Below are 22,010 nucleotides of genomic sequence, written 5' to 3' on the forward strand. Positions count from 1 at the left end.
TCAAACGAGTTTGAACATGCAGGTGAATGTTTCAGCCCGCCACGGCACTCTCCAGCCCGGAGATCAGGAACTGATTGAGGAAAAGGCAATCAAGCTTCGGCGATTGTATGACCGGATCAATGCGATCGAGGTCACCATTGACCTCAAAGAACTGGACAAACCAGTCGTCGAAATCAAAGTCTCCGCCGAGCACGCTGAAGATTCCATCGCTCGAGCCGAAGCCAGCAACGTCCTCGCGGCGCTGGATAACGCGATTCCCAAGGTTGAGCAGCAATTACGCAAGCTCAAAGCGAGAAAGACCGGCAACCGCACCGCGGCACATAAACACGTCGAAACAGCAGACACCGGCGAAGAAGAGTAAAACAGAACTTCTGTCTTCGTCGGCCCTTGCCAAGAAAATTGCCAAACACACCCATCCCAAATCCCAAGACAATCACTTTGCTATGAAGTTCTCTGACTTTGTCAAGAAAGACGCCATCCGCGCCAACCTGCAGTCCACCTCGAAAGAAGCCGTCATCGACGAGCTCGTTCAATCGCTGCTCGACGCCGGAGAAATCGCGGCTGACCAACGCGACGACATCATCGCCGCCATCATGAAGCGGGAAGAACTCGGCAGCACCGGCATCGGCCGCGGTGTCGCCGTCCCTCACACCAAACACCCGAGCGTCCCTGAACTCGTCGGAACCGTCGGTGTCAGTGAAGCAGGCGTCGACTTCGACTCGCTCGACGGCGAACGCGTCCAACTGTTCTTCCTGCTCATCAGCCCCCCGGAACGCCCCGGCGATCACCTCCGAGCACTCGAAAACATCTCCCGCCAACTCCGCGACGAATCGTTCTGCCGCTTCCTCAAACAGAGCAAAACGGCAGACGACATCCAACAACTGCTTCAAGAAGCCGACGACAACCAATTTGCCGCCGGCTAGGCTCATCCGCCGTCTCGTGCCGCAGTCGGACCCCAGCGACTGCGGATTCCCCACGACCACCGAGAAGGCGAGCCAACCGACACCGCCTTCATCCGAACCGAAGATCGATATCGCCACTGGGATTCCCTTCCGGCGAGATATCGTTCAAAATCCCGCCATCACCCGGCCCCTGGTGAACACATGAACCAGAACCCGCAAGACACCCCGATACCACTCCAAAAACAGGTCGTCATCATCAACCCCCAAGGGTTGCATGCCCGTCCGGCCGATATGTTGGTCCGGTGCGCGGACGGTTTCGACTCGACAATCACCATCCAAAAAGGTTCCGAAACAGTTGACTGCCGCAGCATTTTGTCTTTGTTGACGCTGGGCGCAACCGAGGGAACCGAACTGACCTTAACCGCCCAAGGACACGACGCCGAAGCAGCCCTCGCGGCGATCGGAGAACTGTTCGAATTGGGGTTCCACGAATTAGGCCAGCCGTCTCAATAACCAAAGAACGCGTCGCAATAAAACGCAAACCTCGTTGTTTCGATTCCCGCAGCGCTGCTCAATCGACCGCTCGCAGAACCCCGATCAACGCACTACGCGATCCCGCGAACGCTCCCTGACAACCTATACTTTTTACAAGAGATCACACGATGCAGTTTGCCTCCAATTGTCACAGGACGTCCAGCCAGATCTAACTCGCAACTTTCGCAACGTTTAGCCAACGACAGCAAACAAACAACGACGTCGTTCGGATCACCGATGCCACTCGCCCTCCCCAAACGCACGCCCAAACCTGCGTGCCAACCCGGGTTGCCCGAAGGGATCGATCGAGCCTCACTCGGCCCGAAACAGGTGGTCCAACCAAACGTGAACGCGTTTCGTTGCCAAACACGCGTTGCTTGACGAAGCGAAGTCGGGTTTCCCGAGCAGGCAATTTTCCTGAGCAGCCATTACCACGTCCCCATCGTTGGGCCTCCATCGATGGTGTGATGCGAAGGCGAGTAATTGGATTCAAACGGCATCGATCGCGATGCTGGAACTACAAGGCATTCCTGTTTCACCGGGCGTGGCTATCGCGTCAGCCCTAGTGCTCGACGCGGACGGCTACCGAATCCCACGGTGCATCGTCCCGGCGTCCGACGTCGACGACGAATTCGCGCGGCTGCGCACCGCCGTCACCACCGTCTCCCAACAGCTCGAACAGAGCCGCTTGGAAACGACCGCCACGGCGGGTCGGCAAACCGGCGACATCTTCGCCGCCCAACTCCAGATGCTGCACGACCCGCGTCTGCACAGCGAGCTAGAAAAACGGATCGGCGAAGACCGCCAGTCCGCCGCGTTCGCCGTCAGCGGCGTACTGCACAACTACGCCGCCGCACTACAAAAACTCGAGAATCCGTTCCTGGCCGATCGCGCCCAGGATGTCCTGGATATCGAACGGCAACTGCTCACCCAACTCGGCGCGGTGACGCGGCAACCACTGCATGACCTCAACGAACCGGTCATCGTCCTCTCCCGGATGCTCACACCGAGCGAGACCGCAGGGCTCAACAGAGAATTCGTCAAAGGTTTCTGCACCGAAGTCGGTGGGCCCGGTGGACACACCGCGATCGTCGCCAAGGGCCTCGAAATCCCAGCCGTTGTCGGAATCGGCGAATTCCTGCCCGTCATTGCAGGCGCCGATTGCGTCATCGTCGACGGCGACCGCGGACGATTGATCATCGACCCAACCGACGAGGTGCTGGAAAACTATCGCAAACGGGCTGAGTACCGCCGGACTCTGGCGCAGCGATTGGCACAACAGAGCCAACTGCCGGCCACGACAACCGACGGAACCCGCATTTCACTTAACGCGAATATCGAGTTTCCACACGAAACGGCGTCGTGCCTGCAACGTGGGGCCGACGGCATCGGTCTGTACCGAACCGAATTCCTCTACCTATCGTCGGACGAGGAACCGAGCGAAGAAGATCACTACGAAGCCTACGCGGAAGTCATCAAGCAGATGAACGGCCGCCCCGTGGTCATCCGAACGCTCGATCTCGGCGCCGATAAGATGGGGCATGGCAAACGCAGCCAACAGGAAAACAATCCGTTTCTTGGGCTTCGCAGCATCCGCCTCTCCCTTCGCAACCTTGATCTCTTCCGCCCGCAGCTCCGCGCCGTCCTGCGGGCCGCCGCGCTCGGTGACGTCCGCGTGATGTTCCCACTGATCACCACGATCGCCGAACTGCGCCAGGCGAGAATGCTGCTCAACCTCGTCGCCGAAGACCTGAAAGAAGCTGGTGTCCCTTATCGCAGCGACCTCCCGATCGGAATGATGGTCGAAGTCCCCGCCGCCGTGATCATGCTCGATCACTTCGCGTGCGAAGTCGACTTCTTCAGCATCGGCACGAACGACTTGGCCCAGTACACACTCGCCGTCGACCGTTCGAACGAATCGGTTGCGGACCTGTACCAATCCAGCGACCCGGCTGTCCTGCGACTGATCCAGGCGAGCATCGACGTCGCCGCCCAAACGCAAACACCGATCAGTGTCTGCGGCGAGATGAGCAGCAACCCCGCCCGCGCGCTGCTCCTTCTCGGCATGGGCGTCCGCAGCCTCAGTGTTCCGCCGTCCGCTTTGCCACGCGTCAAAAAAGTCATCCGGAACGTATCGATCGAAGAATGCGAAGCGATCGCGGAACGAGTCTGCAAACTCGAATCCGCGCGCGACGTCGATCTTTACTTGCTCGATCGACTCTCCGACCTCGCTCCGGAGTTGGTGATGCAATGAGCCGCACGAAACGCCACCCCCGCTCCAACAGCAAACCGTCTCCCAACCTGCAACCCGCTGGCACGCCCCGCCATCGATATCGCGTCCGCTTTGCAAAAACCGGGCTGCTTCGTTGGATCAGTCACCGAGACCTTGCCAACCTTTGGGAACGGATCGGGCGACGTGCGGAACTGCCTTTTAGCATGACGGAAGGTTTCAACCCGAAACCGAGAATGCAGTTCCCTTCCGCACTCTCGCTCGGTGTCGAGAGTCTCGACGAGGTGCTCGATCTCGAACTACGCGAGGACTGGCCTGCGGAAAAGCTTCTCGAACGACTGCAGACCGATGACCAACCCGGCCTGACCATCAACTCGGTCAAAAAAGTCGATCTCGCCGAAGGCAAATCGCAACTCGCGGCGATGAACTACGCGGTGTCTCTTCCCGATGACTTCAGCGATGAAGACGCTACGCGGACCGCAGCCGCTATCGACGAAATCAAACATCAACGAACCGTGTCGATCGACCGAAAAGGCAAAACCGTGACCGCACACGTGCAGTCCCAATTGCCCATCCTCGATCTACAAGCCGACAAACTCGTCGCTCGCATCGTCATCGGTGACGGAGCGTCATTAAAAATCCAAGACATTCTCGACCTACTCGGTGCGAGCAATTGGCCTGACAGGGGTGCGACGATCGTTCGTACCGGCATGAACCTGAAAGGCGAAACAGAACATTCGTAACATCGGCGTCCATGCGACCACCCTTGGAGGGATGGTGGCATCCAGCTGATCTCAACACCCTAACGAGGGGACAATCTCTATGAAACGTGAAATGCTGATCAATGTGCTTCAACCAGAAGAAAGCCGCATCGCGGTGGTCGAAGACAAAGTCCTCGAGGAACTTTATGTAGAACGAAAAAGCGTTGAGGCATTCGCCGGAAACATCTATCGCGGCAAGATCGTCAATCTCGAACCGAGCATCCAAGCCGCGTTCGTTGATTTCGGCGTCGGCCGCAACGGCTTCCTGCACATCAGTGATGTCGAGCCTCAGTACTTCCGCCAAGGCGGCTACGACCCGGAAGAAATAATGCGGGAGTCGGACGAGATGGCAGCCGCCTCCGCAGCCCGCAATCGCGAGAGCGGACGCGGCAACGCGCGAGTCTTCAAAGGCGGCCGACCACGCATCAAACCACCCATTCAAGAAATCTTCAAACGTGGCGACGAAGTCCTCGTCCAAGTCATCAAGGAAGGCATCGGCACCAAAGGCCCAACACTCTCAACATACATCTCCATCCCGGGCCGCTACCTCGTCCTCATGCCGGCGCTCTCCCGCGTTGGCGTCAGCCGAAAAATTGAAGACGAAGACGACCGCAAACGTCTCAAAAAAGCCCTGCACGCATGCAACCCACCCAAGGGCCTCGGCTTCATCGTCCGCACCGCCGGAGCCGGACGCAGCGAAGACGAACTGCACCGCGACATGGATTACCTCCTGCGTCTGTGGAAAGCCATCGCCAAACGAATCGAAAACACAACCGAACCGGGTGAGATCTACGAAGAGAGCGATCTCATCATTCGCACGATCCGTGACATCTACAGCGATGACATTGACCAGATCCTGATCGACGAAGAAGCCTCCTACAACAAAGCACGTGACTTCCTAAAGAGCGTCATGCCGCGAGTCGTCGACCGACTGAAACTCTACGACGGACCGGTCCCGCTGTTCCATAAGTACAACCTCGAAGAAGAGATCGTCAAAATCAATCAACGCCAAGTCCAACTCAAGGACGGCGGATCGATTGTGATCGACCCGACAGAAGCCCTCGTCGCGATCGACGTTAACAGCGGAAACTTCCGTGGCAACGCATCGGCAGACGAAAACGCGTTCCGCCTGAACGTCTCGGCCGCAAAGGAAATTGCCCGGCAACTTCGACTGCGCGACCTCGGTGGAGTCATCGTCAACGACTTTATCGACATGCGGAAAGAAAGCTACCGCCGCAAAGTCGAGCGTGTCCTCCGTGACGCGATGGCCAAAGATCGCGCTCGTACCAAAATCCTCCGTACCAGCCCGTTCGGTCTGATCGAAATGACGCGGCAGCGAATCCGACCGAGCCTCAAACGCAGCATCTATCAAGACTGCCCATGCTGCAAAGGTCGCGGTCTGGTGAAAACTCCCGAGAGCATGTCCATCGAAGTCGTTCGGATGCTCGCACTCGCGGTCAAGAACAAACACATCGTACGTGTCACCGTTCGCGTCAACGACGCCGTCGCTGCGTTCCTGAATAACAAGAAACGCCGCGCCGTCACCGAAATGGAAGACGCCGGCAAGATGACCGTGCAAATCCTCGGCAGCGAAGGCTTGTTCCCCGAACACCTCGAAGTTGACTGCCGCGACAACCACGGCGAACGAGTCGAAATCGACTCCTAATCTGGCTGAGACATCTTCTATTGTGGATGGGTGCTTCGACGCCCATCCACAATTAGGTGTATGCTAAAGCAAGCCCCAATCGTACCGGAGCACCTTCACACCGGAGCACCTTCGATGAAGAGCCTTCTTTGCATCGGATTGATTTTCTTCTTGACCGTGCTTGCTGAATCGGCACCCGCGTGCACCGTGATACGGATTCATCATTCCGGCCACCTCATCGTGGCCCGGAATCATGATTGGAACACCGGAGGCGGGTTGCTCATCGTCAATCCGCGCGGCATCGAAAAGACCGCCATCACCCCAATCGCGCCGGCGCAGTGGACCTCACGCTACGGCAGCGTCTCATTCGCTCAATTCGGACGCGAAATTCCATTCGCAGGGATGAACGAAAAAGGACTCACGGTCGACCTACTGCAACTCAACGACGCGTCTTTCCCGACGAATGCCAACGGAAAGCCATCGGTCAACGTCGTGCAGTGGGTTCAGTATCAACTCGACAACTCGGCCACCGTTGACGAAGTAATCCAAAGCCTTGATGAAGTCACCCCGATGCCGTTCATCGCGAGGCTCGAGAAGGTCCACTACTTCATAACCGACGCGAGCGGTGACGTAGCGATCATCGAATACATCAACGGCAAACCCATCGTTCAGCACGACTCCACGAACGCGTGTGCGCTAGCAAACTCCACCTGGACGGCATCGTCCCGTGCACGTCAACACGGCCGGCCCAATAACAACAGCGAGCGGCGTTTCCTCCAAGCCTGCTCGTTCGCCAATGAGCCACTATCAGACACGCCAATTGAGGACGCCATGCAGGCTCTCGATGACGTCGCCCAGGCACACACGCAGTGGAACCTCGTCTACGAACCGCAAAACCTACGAATCACTTTCCAGACTCGTCGCACACCGAAACGTCGCTGGATCGACTTTGAGGACCTGACATTCACCGCGGGCTCGGATGTCGTCTGCATCGACATCAACGCACCGGTGGAAGGGAACGTTTTTCCGCACCTTCTTTCGTTCGAGCGGGAAGCGAACAAGATGATTGTGGACGACGCATTCGACGCGATCATCCCGCCCGGCATGATTCGCTCAACAATCAAAGAGATGGTCCTCAACTACGGCGACGCTCTGGAACCGACACTCGTTCAATAACGAAGCCGCTCCTTCAAAGCATGAACCTACGGTGCATCTCGGTCTTGGCATCTTGATTCCCCGTCGCCGAGTCAGACAGGCCCCTCAACGAGATCGCGAACGTTCCGATAGAATGCCGTGATGTTTGAACTTCGCTGCACCGTCCGAAATTGCCAGAATACCCTCGTCCCATCAGACGCAGGGTTAACCTGCGACGCTCGTCACCATTTCGACCGAGCGAAGCAGGGGCATTGGAACCTGACCCAACCTCAAGATCGCAAATCGAAGACTCCTGGCGACTGTGACGATGCCGTTATGGCCCGACACCGTTGGCTAGCTCGCGGCCACGCGGAGGGACTCGTCGCAGAACTCTCGCCGTGGATTGAAAAAAAGGGGGCAGACAAGACCTTTCGCACTCTCGATTTGGGCTGCGGCGAAGGATACTTTGGCCCGGCACTCTTCTCCGATGAACCGGATGGCTACTGCGGAATCGACCTTTCGAAAACCGCCATCAAACTCGCAGCACGTCGTTGGCCGGCGGCGACCTGGGTGCTGGCAAATGCCGATCGGGAACTGCCGGTTGCCGACGCGAGCGTGGATCGTATCGTTTCACTGTTCGGACGACGCCCGATCACAGAAATCCAAAGGTGCCTGTCACCCGAGGGCATTTGCGTCATCGCCGTACCGGGAGAAGAGGATCTCATTGAACTTCGTGAACATGTTCAACAGGCCGGACATCGCCGCCGCCGCGGGGACATGATCATTGAGGAAATGGAAGGTACTGGCCTCCGATGCGTCGAACAACGCACCTGGAAACACCAAGTGACGCTCGATTCCGACGCGATTCACGACGCCCTCGCGATGACCTACCGGGCTGTCCGCCACTCGCAGCAAGCGAGACTCAGCTCGATCGACACGATGGACGTGACGCTCGCCGCCGACCTCCTGCTCTTCCGGCACGGCTAGAACATCGTTGAGGTTCAACGGGTCCGATCCCCGCAGCGGCCTGCCGGCTTACTAGCCCGCTGCGATCACAAGGGATCACACACAACCACTCGCTTGCCGGTTTGTTGATTTAATCAAGAGTCAACCTGTTTTCGTTTAACCGGTAGCCGTAGGCGATGCTTGACGGAACACAACCTACCCTTCGGGCACGGGTTAAACGAAAATTGAACGGTATTGCCGTTAAACGAATAAATCAACAAACCGTTGCACCTCGGGCTAATAACCTATTGTCAGCCCCAGGATCTCCATTGAACCAACAAACCGATCGCCGGAATGCGGCCCCCAAAGCCTGACGATATCGGCTGGATCATTCTTAGAAACGCTCTTGATCGAACCTCGCTCGACCTTCTCATCACCTGGCTTTGCTGCCGTGATAACGCCACCATTCGAAACCAGACGATGCCGCCGTTACGTCTTTCCGAATCCCTGCAACACGATCCCCGGTGGAGTGAAACGCACACCTCCACAGGGCGGGCACGCTGGATTCAATGTGATTTTATTGGGGCCGGATCGCAGAAAATTCACAATAAAAACGGCTCGAACAAGTGCGAGATCGCTGCCGCAATCCATTCGCTTCGCGGCTCATCTCAACACTAAGAACGAATTCAAATTTTGAGTGATTCCAGGTAGTTCAGATTCGAACCCGATGAGTCATTTCTAAGCGTGGCGATCCTCAAGAAGGTCGCCACACCGTCCGATTGAGCAAATACGAGACTCCAGCAAAGTCGCAAGCGAACAGCGGGAGTAACGTGCTCACCTCCCCCACGATGGTGTTTGTCGCCAAGGCCGTGCAGAACCCGCGTAAGCGATCCACAGGATCCACCGCATCTCTGCATCCAAACGCTGAGGCAATTGTTTCCGATAACGCATCCGCATGCACGACTCGAGTAGTCGTTCATTGGTATTCGATCCGCATACAGAACAAACGACGATGAACATCGCAAAATTCGAAGACCTCCTCGGCCTTTACTTGGACGAAGGTCTTTCGAACGAATCCATGGAAGAATTCGAGCAAATGCTGCTGCAGTCCGCCGAAGCGCGGAGGACGTTCTCAGAACAAATGAACCTACACGCAATGCTGCGCGAGTTCTTTCGCCCAACCTCGGTCGTTCAGAACCGGTTCACCGCCTAATTCATTTCGGCGAGGCGGACACGCACGCAAACGCGCCGCGCTCTGCAATTAATATTGAAAAAAACAAAGCCAGTGAAATCTCTTCCACTGGCTTTGCTGAATTGAGCTGATTCTCTCGGGCGGACTATTCGCCGCTCGATGCCGATGCTTCTGCGGTCTCGCCGTCTCCACCGAGAAGTGGGAACGATTCTTCGAGAGCGGTAACCGGTGCCGCTGCGAGCTCTTCGAGGGCCTCGCGACGGTAGTTGACTTCCGACTCTTGGAAGATCCGGAAACCGGTTCCTGCAGGAATCAAGTGACCGAGAATCACGTTTTCCTTCAGACCGACGAGCTTGTCGACCTTGCCTGCGAGTGCGGCTTCGGTCAGCACCTTCGTGGTTTCTTGGAACGACGCAGCACTGATGAAACTGTTCGACTGAACCGCCGCCTTGGTGATCCCGAGCAACTGAGTACTCGCCGTCGCACTCTTGCAACGTTTGCCCTTAGCAGGTGTTCCGCCCATCGCTTCGACTTCCGCGTTAGTCTGCTCGAACGCATCCTTCGGCACGATCGTTCCCTCGGCGTAATCGGTGTCGCCAGGGTTCGCAATCTTCAGGCAGCCACGCAGTTCTTGGTTGGCTTTGCGGAAGTGGAACCGGTCCATCACGCTGCCGGGGAGCAGGTTCGTGTCACCAGCGGACTCGACCTTCACCTTACGCAACATCCGAGCGATGATGATCTCGCCGTGCTTGTCGTTGATTTCAACACGCTGGCTTCGATACACCTGTTGGATTTCGTGCAGCAGGTACTGCTGAACGGCTTCTTCCCCGGTGACACGCAGGATGTCGTGAGGCACGAGTGCACCGTCGACGAGAGCCTGTCCCGCTTTGACGATGTCGCCGGTGTGAACCAGGAAGTGCTTCCCGTGAGGCACGAGGTGCTCGCGTTCAATGCCCGATTCGCTGCGGACGATAATCGTTCGCTTACCACGCTTCCGCTCGCTGAGGATTTCAACTTCCCCATCGACTTCGGCGATAACCGCAGGATCCTTCGGCTTCCGAGCTTCGAAAATCTCGGTAACCCGTGGCAGACCACCGGTGATGTCCGAAACCCCACCGGTCTCACGAGGCATTTCAGCCAACACGGTACCTGGCAAGACTTCGTCGCCTTCGCGAACCGAAATCGTAGCCCGCTCGGGCAGGTACTGTGCGTGAAGTGGACGCCCTTCGGAGTCTTCGATTACGAGCTGCGGGTGCAAGTCACCCTTGTGGTCGATGATCGTGATACGCGTGTTACCGGAGGCTTCGCGTTCTTGACGCATCGTTTCGCCTTCGACGACGTCTTCAAAGCGGATCTTACCGGTAACTTCCGAGAGAATCGGAATCGAGTACGGGTTCCATTCGCAGAGGACTTGGCCGGCGGTGACCTTGTCACCTTCTTTGACCATCAGTGTCGCACCGGTCGGGATGTCGTAGGACTCGACCTCACGTCCGCGTTCGTCAACCAACATAACCTGGCCGTTTCGCGTCAACACGACGTCACGTCCTTCGGTGTTCGTAACGGCCTTCATGCGGGTGTAGCGAACTTCACCATCGCGAGCGGACTTGATGTCCGACTCTTCGACCTGCTTGCTCACACTACCACCGATGTGGAACGTCCGCATCGTAAGCTGCGTTCCAGGCTCACCGATCGATTGAGCAGCGATGATCCCGACGGCCATCCCTTCTTCCACCAGCGATCCGGTCGCCATGTCCATTCCGTAGCAGCAACGGCAAACACCGAGCGGCGCGTCGCAGGCCATCGGCGTGCGGACTTGGATTTTCTCCAGTCCCATTTGTTCGATCTTCCGAGCGATTTCCGGCGTGATCATTTGACCCGCTTCGACGATCACTTCGTCGGTAACCGGGTTCACGATCGCCTTCAAACTGACCCGACCGTTGATCGAATCGGCGAGGGAAACCTCGACCTTTTCGCCACGATAGACGACACCCTTGGTGATCCCCTGCGTGGTACCGCAGTCGTGCATGGTGACCACAACGTTCTGAGCCACGTCGGCGAGCTTACGAGTGAGGTAACCACTGTCGGCTGTCTTCAACGCCGTATCCGCCAAACCTTTCCGTGCACCGTGAGTCGACGAGAAGTACTCGAGCACCGACAGGCCTTCGCGGAAGTTTGCCTTAATCGGAGTTTCGATAATCTCCCCGGTTGGCTTCGCCATCAGTCCACGCATACCGGCGAGCTGACGAATTTGTTCAATACCACCCCGTGCACCAGAGTGCGACATCAAGAACACCGGGTTGATGTACCAGCCGCCTTCGCGGATATCGTTCTCCATTGCGCTCATCATGTCAGCCGTGATCGCCTCACGGGCATGAGTCCACGCGTCGAGAACCTGGTTGTAACGTTCCTTGCCCGTCATCAGACCGCGGTCATAAGCCTTCTTGTGCTTCATGACCGTCTTCTCGGCGTCTTTGATGAACTTCTGCTTGGTGTCCGGCGTGACCAAGTCATCCGTCGCGAACGACAGACCACTGCAGGTCGACTCACGGAAGCCCATTTGCATCATATCGTCGAGCAGGTGAATCGTTGGTTTCCGCCCGAGACGTTGATAGCAGTCGCTAATCGTCTTGGCCAAGTCACCACTGCGCATCGCGCGGTTGTAGTAGTCCATTCCGTCGGGCAACATTTCGTTGAACCGAACACGTCCGGGCGTGGTGTTGATGACTTCACCGTAAACGCCGGTGTCGTCATCTGTTTTGAGCTTCTGGAACTTCGGCAACCGCATCTTGATCTTGGTGTGCAGTTCGACGATCCCTTGAGCGAGAGCGTAGTCGACCTCTTCGTAACCGCTGAAGACCATGCCTTCGCCCTTACGATCCGGCAGCTCCACCGTCATGTAGTAGCAACCCATGACGATGTCCTGCGAAGGACTCATAATCGGTTTACCGTTGGACGGTGCAAACACGTTGTTGGTACTGAGCATCAACGTGTGAGCTTCGACTTGAGCTTCGATCGAAAGCGGCAAGTGCACCGCCATCTGGTCTCCATCGAAGTCAGCGTTGAAGCCTTTGCAGACGAGTGGGTGCAGGTGAATCGCGTTGCCTTCCACGAGGGTTGGCTCAAACGCCTGGATACCCATCCGGTGCAACGTCGGAGCACGGTTGAGCATCACGGGGTGATTCGTGATCACTTGTTCGAGAATATCCCAAACTTCCTCGTCCTTCCGCTCGAGCATCTTCTTCGCCGATTTGATGGTGTCGGCGTGGCCGAGTTCTTTCAGCCGGCGAATGATGAACGGTTGATACAGTTCGAGCGCGATCTTCTTCGGCAAACCGCATTGGTGCAGTTTCAGACGAGGCCCGACCACGATGACCGAACGTGCGGAGTAATCAACACGTTTGCCGAGCAGGTTCTCACGGAAACGACCTTGTTTCCCTTTGATCATGTCGGTCAGCGACTTCAGCGGACGGTTCGACGAACCGAGCACAGGTCGCTTGCAACGGTTGTTATCAAACAGCGCGTCGACCGACTGCTGCAACATCCGCTTCTCGTTGCGAATGATGACTTCCGGCGCGTTCAAATCGACGAGCTTACGCAGACGGTTGTTGCGGTTGATGATCCGGCGATACAGGTCATTCAAATCGCTCGTCGCGAAGTTACCGCTGTCGAGCAAAACGAGTGGACGCAAATCCGGCGGAATCACAGGGATCACGTCGAGAACCATCCACTCAGGACGGTTGTCGCTGTCACGGATCGACTCAACGATCTTCAACCGGTTGATCAGGTCCTTCTTCTTTTGCTTGCTGCCGGTTTCTTCCAGGTCGACACGCAACTGCTCCGACAACGGAACGAGATCGAGTTTGTTGAGCAGTTTACGAACCGCTTCGGCACCCATGTCGGCTTCGAACGAACCGGGACCGTATTGCTGGCGTGCGGCGCGATACTCTTCTTCGGTCAACAACTGCAGCGACTCGAGTTCAGTCTCGCCGGGATCGATGACCACGTAGTCTTGGAAGTAGATCACCTTCTCGAGCGAACTGGTTTTCATCGCGAGCAGGTTGCCCAAACGCGATGGCATCGCCTTGAAGAACCAGATGTGAACGACGGGAGCGGCCAACTCGATGTGGCCCATGCGTTTGCGACGGACGCGCGAGTGGGTGACCTTCACGCCGCAACGGTCGCAGATCATCCCTTTGTATTTCATCCCACGGTATTTACCGCAGGCGCATTCCCAGTCCTTTTCAGGTCCAAAGATACGTTCGCAGAACAGGCCGTCTTTCTCGGGACGGTAGGTACGGTAGTTGATCGTCTCGGGTTTCTTGACCTCACCGAACGACCAACTCTTGATGTCTTGGGGACGCGCCAAGGAGATGCGTACCGAAGCGTAATCGTTGATGCGATCGTAGTTGCTGGTTTCGCCAACTGACATGGAAGAAGCCTTTAGCTATTAGCTCTTTGCTCATTACCCGGGCCTGAGAAACTCGGCGGGGGAGTCGAGCATTTTGAAGTGGAAGGTTTCAAGCGATTTTGTCGCGATACAGTCAGGCATTCGCCCAACGTCATTTATTCCGGTGACGGAAACTTTTTCTGGCGGTGCGGCAATGGCGAGATCACTCAATGGACTCGCCCGATGCCGCACTCGAGAGAAAACTCCCGTCTAGATTGGGCGTTTTTCAAGCTGCATGTTGAGTGCCAGACCACGAATCTCGTTGGTCAACACGTCGAAACTGGCTGGCGTGCCCGCTTCCAAGGTGTTTTCACCCTTGACCATCGATTCGTAGATCTTGGTTCGTCCCTCAACATCATCACTCTTAACGGTGAGCAATTCCTGCAGGATGTATGCCGCACCGTACGCCTCGAGAGCCCAAACTTCCATCTCTCCGAAGCGTTGACCACCGAAGCGAGCTTTCCCGCCGAGTGGCTGCTGCGTGATGAGCGAGTACGGCCCAGTGCTACGGGCGTGAACCTTGTCATCAACGAGGTGGTGCAGTTTCAACATGTAGATGTAACCCACCGTTGTCTCTTGCTCCATCGGCTCACCGGTTCGACCGTCGGTCAAACGAATCTTCCCGTGAGCGGGCAACCCGGCTTCGGCGAGACAATCGTTGATCTCGGACTCCGACGCACCATCGAAGATCGGCGTGATCGCTTGGAACCCGAGTTTGGCACCGGCCCACCCGAGGTGAGTTTCCAAAATCTGCCCCACGTTCATCCGCGAGGGAACGCCCAGCGGGTTAAGCATGATTTGAATCGGCGTTCCGTCAGGCAGGAACGGCATGTCTTCGATCGGAAGGATCTTCGCGATGACCCCTTTGTTTCCGTGACGACCGGCCATCTTGTCACCGACACTGATCGTTCGTTTGGTCGCGATGTAAACCTTGACCATCTGAAGAACACCGCTGCGAAGTTCATCGCCGCGTTTCATCGAGTTCAGCTTGCGATCACGTTCGTCGATTGCGTTTTCGACGTTCTGCCACTGCGACGCGTAAACCTTCTCGACGTCTTCCTTCTTCGACTCGTCGATCTGATCGAGCACCAAATCGAATCGGAAACTCGTCGCACGCTCGGCAACGAACTTCGGATCTTGACCGTCGGCCAAAGGCGTTCCGGTAGCATCCTTCAGTTTGGTTCCCGCAACCGCCTCGAGATCACGGATCAGCGACTCGAACGTGCTAGCAATCTCATCGTTGCCTTCGGTTTCGTGCTGCTTGAGCTCTTTCTCGAACTGCTTGCGCTCCTCTTCGCCAAGACTCATGCGGCGAGAGAATTTGTGAGTGTCGATGACGATCCCTTCGATACCCGAAGGCACCTCGAGCGAATCATTCTTCACGTCTTCACCGGCACGACCGAAGATTGCGTGCAACAATTTCTCTTCCGGTGTCAGTTCGGTCTTGCTCTTCGGGCTGACCTTTCCGACCAAGATATCACCAGGCTTCACATACGTCCCGACTTGAACAATCCCGCTTTCGTCGAGGTTCCGTAGTGCCTTCTCCGAAACGTTTGGAATGTCGCGAGTGAATTCCTCACGCCCCAATTTCGTTTCGCGGATCTCGACGTCAAAGTCTTCGATGTGAATCGAGGTGTAGGTGTCGTTACGAACCAACTCCTCGCTGATGATGATCGCATCCTCGTAGTTGAATCCGTCGAACGACATAAACCCAACCAATACGTTGCGTCCGAGGGCGAGTTCACCCAATCGAGTTGCCGCACCGTCAGCGATGATTTGGCCTTTCTCAACCTTGTCGCCGACCGTCACCAATGGCTTTTGGTTTTGGCAGGTACGTTCGTTGAGACCTTGGTATTTCTTCAGCGGATAGTGATCGCTGCCGACTTCGATACGAGTGGCGTCGGCGTAGGTCACCTTTCCGGCGCGACGAGCACGAACGACCATCGCGCTGTTCTTGGCGACTTCGCGTTCCATCCCGGTACCGACAATTGGCGGTTCGGCGACGAGCAACGGCACCGCTTGCCGCTGCATGTTCGAACCCATGAGTGCCCGGTTCGCATCATCGTGCTCGAGGAACGGAATCAAACCTGCCGACACACCGACCATCTGTGCCGGAGCGACGTCCATGTAGCTGACCTGTTCAGGCAACACGATTTCGAAGTCACTACGGAAACGAGCGATCAAGTTCGGCCCTGGGACCAATGCACCGTCTTTAACCTCGGTATCGGCGGGAGCCACATACGACTCACCTTCTTCGTCTGCACGCAGCCAAACCGTTTGATCGCTGATCTTACCGTCGACCACTTTGCGGAACGGAGTGATCAAGAACCCGTAGTCGTCAACGCCGGCGTAGATCGCCAACGAGCTGATCAGACCAATGTTCGTACCTTCAGGCGTCTCAATCGGACAAATCCGTCCGTAGTGAGAAATGTGCACGTCGCGAACCTCAAAACCGGCACGCTTCCGGTTCAAACCGCCCGGCCCGAGAGCCGACAGACGACGTTCGTGAGCGAGCTGGCTGAGTGGGTTCGTCTGGTCAACGACCTGCGAGAGTTCACCGCGGCCAAAGAAGTAATCGATCGCTGCCGACACACTCTTCGGGTTGATCAGCGAACGCGGAGTCATGTCCTGAGCGTCCTTCACGCTCATGCGTTCCTGAACCGTACGACGGAGTTTCAAGAAACCCTTTCGCAGTTCTTCGCTGGCCAACTCATCAATCGTTCGCAAACGACGGTTGCCGAGGTGGTCAATGTCATCGATTTCCGCATCGCTATCCGCGTCGAAAAGATCGATCAGGTAACGGATCGCCGAGATCATGTCGTCCGGACGGAGCGTCATGACGTCTTCGCCGACTTCCAAACCGAGCTTGCGGTTCAGGCGGAAACGCCCGACTTTGCCGAGGCGATATCGATTTTCGTCGTAGAACTTCTCTTGGAAGAGCGTGCGAGCCTTCTCAAGCTGCGGCGGGTTCCCCGGACGCAGACGCTGATAGATCCGCAGCAACGCCTCTTCGTGACTCGCCGTCGTATCTTCCGCGAGCGTGTGGAAAATCAGCGGCACTTTCGGCAAATCCATCGCCTCGACGCTAGTCACACCAGCGGCGCAGATGGTTTCGGCCAATTCGGTGCTGATCTTGTGCCCAGGCTCGACGATGATTTCGCCAGCCCGCTCATGACCGCTCGGGTAGACCACGTCGTCGACGCAGATTTTGTTTTCGAGCTTCGGCGCGTCCGGCCCGCCTGAGACCTTGATCGTCTTGGTTTCGTAAAACGCCGACAGCAACTCCGCGTCGGTGCTGTACATCGGGTCCATTGCCCGAAGCAGCATCGTTGCTGGGAACTTACCGCTTTGGTCAATCCGCACGGTGAGCGAATCTTTCTTGGTCACGTTGACCTCGATCCACGAACCACGTTCAGGGATCACGCGGCACGAAGGCAACTTCCGGTCGGTGGTCGTGTCTTGCTCGAGCACGAAGTCGACACCGGGGCTACGGTGCAACTGGCTCACTACGACGCGCTCGGCACCGTTGATTACGAACTCACCACCGCCGAGCATGATCGGCAGGTCGCCCAGATAGACCTCTTCCTCGATCGGTTCCTCGCGGTTCAAACGCAACCACACTCGCATCGGGCGACCATAGGTCAGACGCAATTGGCGACATTCCTGCACGGTATAGCGAGGCTTACCGAGTTCGTAACGCAGGTATTCCAGCGTCGTGTTGCCGTCGTAACTGCTGATAGGAAAAATTTCCTTCAGCACGGACTCCAAACCTTGGTCCTTCCGTTCCGTGCTCGCTGAATCGGCTTGCAGGAATGCGGAATACGATGCGGTTTGTAGTGCGGTCAGGTCCGGCAATTCGAACTGGCCCAAGCCGGTTCCAAACTTACGGACACTGGTGGGCTCAAGTCGACGCTGAGTCGTGGTTGCCATCGAGAGGAAAGCTCCTTCGCGGGGAAGAACAAATTCACACGCCCCGGAGCCGAGATCTGCCACCATTTCGGTGCGGCCAGATCCGTCCAACGCCGGAAACGAGTGAGATGACTAAACTTATTTAGGTTGGACTACCGAAACCGGCGATATCCTCGTGCCCAATCACAACAGACGTGCCGAGATCTGCACTCACAGCAAGCCGTTTCAAACGAGCCAAACGAAAATGTCCAGACCGAGCGGACATCTCTTTCATAGGGCAATCTTGAAACGAAAAATCTCTCGGGACCAAAATTGAGGCTATGTGGAGGGCACAATTCCACAAAAAGCTCAGATCCAGAGAGTGGGCGGCAGACAGTTGGGACGCGTTGCGGGATACCGGGGGGCGATAGTCGAAGGTGAAATGTAACCCTAAAACTTGAATTCGCAAAGGGCAACGCGAGGATTTTGGTCCCGTTTGTGCACCGTTTGTGCAGTCCACCTGCTGACTTTGACGAACTAGGGCAGACAGCGTGACGGCAAACCGTCAAACTGCCACTGTTTTCATCAATCGTCGCTTGTGTCGCCCAAGATTGACGCATTCCGCCGCCAGGCCGACTTTCGCCGAGAGTTTGCGCCTCCCTTTCCCGCTCATCGAATAAAAACGCCATGAAATTCCCTCGTTCGTCCGGCGTACTTCTGCACATCACCAGTCTCCCGGGCGACGACGGTATCGGAGACCTGGGCGATTCGGCGTACCGGTTCGCTGATTTCTTGGCCGAGGCCGGCCAATCGATCTGGCAAATCCTGCCGCTCTCCCCCCCGGCGGACGGCAACTCGCCCTACAGTGCCTATTCGGCTTTCGCGGGCAACCCGCTGATGATCAGCGTTGACGGGCTGGTCAAAGACGGTCTCCTGAACCCGTCCGACATCGAACAGGCGAGAGAACAGAGCCGCAACGCAGACTCGGCTGAATTCCAAACACCGCAGGACATCACCGGCGAAGGCGACGGAGGTGGCGTCGCGGCTGCCGTTTCCGCCCCGGCCACCCAGCAAACCGCCACGTCACCCGACCACGTCGACTTCGCAACCGTCGCGGTTTTCAAGGAAGCAGCCCTCAGCCGAGCGTTCGAACGGTTCCAAAACACCGCTTCCCACCCGCTGCGTGCACCGCTGCTCGCCTTCTGCAAGAAACACGCGGCATGGCTGGAAGACTTCTCACGCTTCGAAGCCATCATGCGACATCTCGACGAATCGGATTGGTCGAAATGGCCTCTCGAATTGGTCACGCGGCAGCCCAAAGCGCTCGCGGATTGGGATGAAAAGCTGTGCGAAGCGATCCACTACTCAAACTTCAAGCAGTTCCTGTTCGACCGCCAGTGGCAGGCACTCAAGAAGCACGCAAACGACGCTGGCGTACGAATTTGCGGCGACATGCCGATTTTTGTCGCCCACGAAAGCGCCGACGTGTGGGCCAACCAATCGCTCTTCGCGGTTGACGAAAATGGCAAACCGACGCTCGTCGCCGGTGTCCCGCCTGACTACTTCAGCAAAACCGGCCAACTCTGGGGCAACCCGCAATACAACTGGGACGCGTTGGAGAAAACCCACTACCGGTGGTGGACCCAGCGGTTTGGATCCGCGATGCGCCAGTTCGATCTCCTCCGCGTCGATCACTTCCGGGGTTTCGAAGCCTACTGGGAGGTCGCCGCAACGGCCAAAACCGCCGTCGGAGGCCGATGGCAACCGGGACCGGGCACCAAACCATTCGACGCCGCCCGGGAAGAACTCGGGGAACTGCCCTTCATCGCCGAAGACTTGGGACTGATTACCGAAGAAGTCCACCAACTCCGCGAGGCACTCGGTTTCCCGGGAATGCGCGTCCTGCAATTCGGGTTTGATAACCCTGACGACAACTTCCACCGCCCCGATACTTATCCAATCGACTCGGTGGGATACACCGGGACGCATGACAACGACACGCTCGTTGGATGGCTGAAGCAACGCAAACCGAACGAACCGGACCCTCTAAAGACTTGGATCGCCGAACACGATCACGTCGCCGGCGAACCGGTGCACTGGCAGTTGATCGATGCGGTTTTGCAGTCCGCGAGCGATACCGCGATCATTCCAATGCAAGACCTCCTCGGCCTCGACAACGCAGCACGAATGAACGTCCCCGGCAAACCAAAAGGGAACTGGACGTGGCGGATGCGAGAATCCGCAATCACGCGGGACCTGACCAAAAAACTCCGCTCGATGACCGAGCGTTCACAGCGCGCTTGAACCGAAGACGGCGTCTGCTTCGGATAAACCAGCACCAAACGAAACGAGCCCTGAAAACGAAAACAGCCCGGAACGAATCCCGGGCTGATCGCGTGAACAGTTAATCTCGCACGAAGCGTGAAACGAAGGTGAACTAGCCCTCTTTCTCGACCTTCTTGAAACCCTTAGCGAACGCTTTCTCGCCAAAGACCATCTTCGCGGCATCTTTGCCCTCGGCGGACTCAACCCGAGCCTTGCACTTGCCACAGCAGAATCCGACCTTGGCTCCGTCGACTTTCATCACGGTCGATTCGTCAACGGAACCGCCACTGAACGGGCACCCCGTTTGAGTGTACTGCCCGGTCTGCACCAACTGCCGATTGGCGGCGATAGCGAATTTTTCGGGCGTTTTGGCGAACTTCCCTGCACACCCGCCACAGCAGAAATAGACGCTTCCGTCCTTGTATTCAGCCGTTTTGCCGGCCTGGGCGTCGCGATCAGCCACCACACATTTGACGCCTTCCAAATCCACCTCTTTGTTGAGATGAGCATTCGCGGCGAATACCGACGCGGAGGTGATCAACAACACGGCCAGTCCAGCCACCATTCGGTTTTTCATCTTTTCTCTCGTGTTTAAGTGGAACTCGGAACACAAACGGTCCTCACCGCTTGCCTGACCGGAAAGGTCGGGCGGTACCTCATTAGGGTAAGGACTCGGTCAGTGGCAAGTCAAATTTCACAATCTGGCTGGTCGCCGAAAGCAACACTCTGCTAGTTTCACGGCAGCATCACTCCATCGCGAATCTCACTGACATGCGGCTTGTGTCAGTTACACGGGTCGGGCGGGCAGGCATCCCGCTCGCTGGCGCAACGATTCGCAGCAGTCGATGTCTTAACAAAGCACACGCACCTCCCTGGAAAGTGCGTCGGTCCATCGGACCGGATCAACAGCAAACGGACTTCGCTGAACGGATAAGAATATGAAAACGCCACGTCGCCAGTTTTTAGGATTGACCACGGGATTACTCACCGGTGGCTTCATGTCTACCGCGATGAACACTCGGGTCGCTGCACAATCACCGGGCAACCCTCAATGGGCCAACCCAGTCCACCGCGTCGCAAACGCGATGTCGGTCCCCAAAGCCGAAGTCCCGCGGGAAGTCCCCGGCAAAGCGGCGCTCAAACGCGGCCTCGAGATGGCCCGCCAATCGCTCGAAATCTCGCGCAGTCAAGTTCGCGATTACACAGCGATCTTGGTCAAACGCGAACAGATCGACGGTACGATCGGTGAGCATGAATACATGGCGATCAAAGTCCGCAACCGAAAGGTCTCCGGCGGACAGATCGTCCAGCCGTTCAGCGTCTACATCAACTTCCTCAAACCGTCGTCGGTTAAAGGACGTGAAGTCATTTACGTTGAAAACCGAAACGACGGAAAACTCACGGCACACGAGGGAGGCTTCAAAGGCCGGTTCCTGCCCACCGTGAGCCTGCCCGTCGACGGCATGCTCGCGATGCGAGGACAACGATACCCGCTGACCGAGATCGGTGTCGAAAAGATGATCGTCAAACTCATCGAGCGCGGCGAGAAAGCACTCCGCTACGAAGACGTGACGTGCGAGTTCCGCCGAGGCGCGAAACTTAAAGACCGTGTCTGCACCGTGCTCGAAGTCACCCAACCGACCCAACGTCCCGACGCCGAGTTCTACCAAGCTCAGGTCTTCATGGACGACCAACTCAACATGCCGATTCGCTACATCGCCTACAACTGGCCAACACGCGAAGGGCAACCCGGCCAGGTCATCGAGGAATACAACTACCTCAACCTGAAGGTGAACGTTGGACTGACCGACGACGACTTCGACCCGAATAACAAGGCTTACAACTTCTACTCGTAAGCCTTCGCGAGTACGGCAAGTTGACGTCGTCGCCACAGGGCGGCGACGTGGCAAACGCACGGGGCTTTCCCGAGCCCCCAACCTGGCCTTCACGCTCAGGCCTTCACGCTTGGGCGATCAAGCTCAGAAGCGTGCGCCGCGCCCGGGCCAA

Annotated in this window: 14 protein-coding genes; 11 read left to right on the forward strand and 3 right to left on the reverse strand. The window is 57.0% G+C overall.

Features of this window, described 5'->3' with window-relative positions; genetic code table 11:
• Nucleotides 1-16 precede the first annotated feature (16 nt).
• The 9 genes from hpf (at nt 17) to RSSM_RS02760 (ending at nt 9,364) form a co-directional block, all read left to right on the forward strand.
• Nucleotides 17-361 carry a ribosome hibernation-promoting factor, HPF/YfiA family gene (gene hpf, locus RSSM_RS02710; RefSeq protein WP_044300747.1) on the forward strand — a complete coding sequence of 115 codons (345 nt, stop codon included), beginning with the start codon at nt 17-19 and terminating at the stop codon, nt 359-361.
• An 82-nt stretch (nt 362-443) separates the two neighbouring features.
• Complete coding sequence (locus RSSM_RS02715) at nt 444-923, forward strand: PTS sugar transporter subunit IIA (RefSeq protein ID WP_008674217.1); 480 nt, start codon at nt 444-446, stop codon at nt 921-923.
• Between the two features lie 180 nt (nt 924-1,103).
• On the forward strand, nt 1,104-1,415 hold the full coding sequence (locus RSSM_RS02720; protein WP_008674219.1) for an HPr family phosphocarrier protein: 312 nt from the start codon (nt 1,104-1,106) through the stop codon (nt 1,413-1,415).
• Between the two features lie 529 nt (nt 1,416-1,944).
• The gene (ptsP, locus tag RSSM_RS02730; protein WP_081613668.1) at nt 1,945-3,690 is read left to right on the forward strand and encodes a phosphoenolpyruvate--protein phosphotransferase; all 1,746 of its coding nucleotides are present in this window, start codon (nt 1,945-1,947) and stop codon (nt 3,688-3,690) included.
• A complete protein-coding gene (locus RSSM_RS02735) occupies nt 3,687-4,409 on the forward strand; it encodes a TIGR03936 family radical SAM-associated protein (RefSeq protein ID WP_008674222.1) in 723 nt (240 codons plus the stop codon). Before ptsP ends, RSSM_RS02735 begins: the two co-directional genes overlap by 4 nt.
• A gap of 79 nt (nt 4,410-4,488) precedes the next feature.
• Entirely contained in the window at nt 4,489-6,093 is a 1,605-nt protein-coding gene (locus RSSM_RS02740) for an Rne/Rng family ribonuclease (RefSeq protein ID WP_008674223.1), read from the forward strand.
• 114 nt (nt 6,094-6,207) lie between these two features.
• Nucleotides 6,208-7,248: a linear amide C-N hydrolase gene (locus tag RSSM_RS02745; RefSeq protein WP_044300750.1), complete on the forward strand. Its 1,041-nt coding sequence runs from the start codon at nt 6,208-6,210 to the stop codon at nt 7,246-7,248.
• A 120-nt stretch (nt 7,249-7,368) separates the two neighbouring features.
• Nucleotides 7,369-8,193: a methyltransferase domain-containing protein gene (locus RSSM_RS02750; protein ID WP_008674225.1), complete on the forward strand. Its 825-nt coding sequence runs from the start codon at nt 7,369-7,371 to the stop codon at nt 8,191-8,193.
• 970 nt (nt 8,194-9,163) lie between these two features.
• A complete protein-coding gene (locus RSSM_RS02760) occupies nt 9,164-9,364 on the forward strand; it encodes an anti-sigma factor family protein (RefSeq protein WP_144059521.1) in 201 nt (66 codons plus the stop codon).
• A 124-nt stretch (nt 9,365-9,488) separates the two neighbouring features.
• Here the strand turns inward: RSSM_RS02760 and rpoC are convergent, their stop codons facing one another.
• Nucleotides 9,489-13,772, reverse strand: a complete 4,284-nt coding sequence (gene rpoC / locus RSSM_RS02765; protein ID WP_008674230.1) for a DNA-directed RNA polymerase subunit beta' — start codon at nt 13,770-13,772, stop codon at nt 9,489-9,491.
• A 228-nt stretch (nt 13,773-14,000) separates the two neighbouring features.
• A complete protein-coding gene (rpoB, locus tag RSSM_RS02770) occupies nt 14,001-17,720 on the reverse strand; it encodes a DNA-directed RNA polymerase subunit beta (RefSeq protein WP_044300759.1) in 3,720 nt (1,239 codons plus the stop codon).
• Nucleotides 17,721-18,365: 645 nt separating this feature from the next.
• Here rpoB and malQ point away from each other — a divergent pair.
• Nucleotides 18,366-19,982: a 4-alpha-glucanotransferase gene (gene malQ / locus RSSM_RS02775; RefSeq protein WP_008674235.1), complete on the forward strand. Its 1,617-nt coding sequence runs from the start codon at nt 18,366-18,368 to the stop codon at nt 19,980-19,982.
• A 133-nt stretch (nt 19,983-20,115) separates the two neighbouring features.
• Here malQ and RSSM_RS02780 read toward each other — a convergent pair whose 3' ends face one another.
• Nucleotides 20,116-20,580 (reverse strand): hypothetical protein, encoded by a 465-nt coding sequence (locus RSSM_RS02780; RefSeq protein ID WP_008674236.1) that lies wholly within the window; start codon nt 20,578-20,580, stop codon nt 20,116-20,118.
• A gap of 361 nt (nt 20,581-20,941) precedes the next feature.
• On the opposite strand from RSSM_RS02780, the gene RSSM_RS02785 reads away from it, so the two are divergent.
• On the forward strand, nt 20,942-21,859 hold the full coding sequence (locus tag RSSM_RS02785; RefSeq protein WP_008674237.1) for a DUF1571 domain-containing protein: 918 nt from the start codon (nt 20,942-20,944) through the stop codon (nt 21,857-21,859).
• The last annotated feature ends 151 nt before the right edge of the window (nt 21,860-22,010 follow it).

The sequence above is a fragment of the Aporhodopirellula sallentina SM41 genome, from assembly GCF_000346505.1.
Taxonomy (GTDB): Bacteria; Planctomycetota; Planctomycetia; order Pirellulales; family Pirellulaceae; genus Rhodopirellula; species Rhodopirellula sallentina.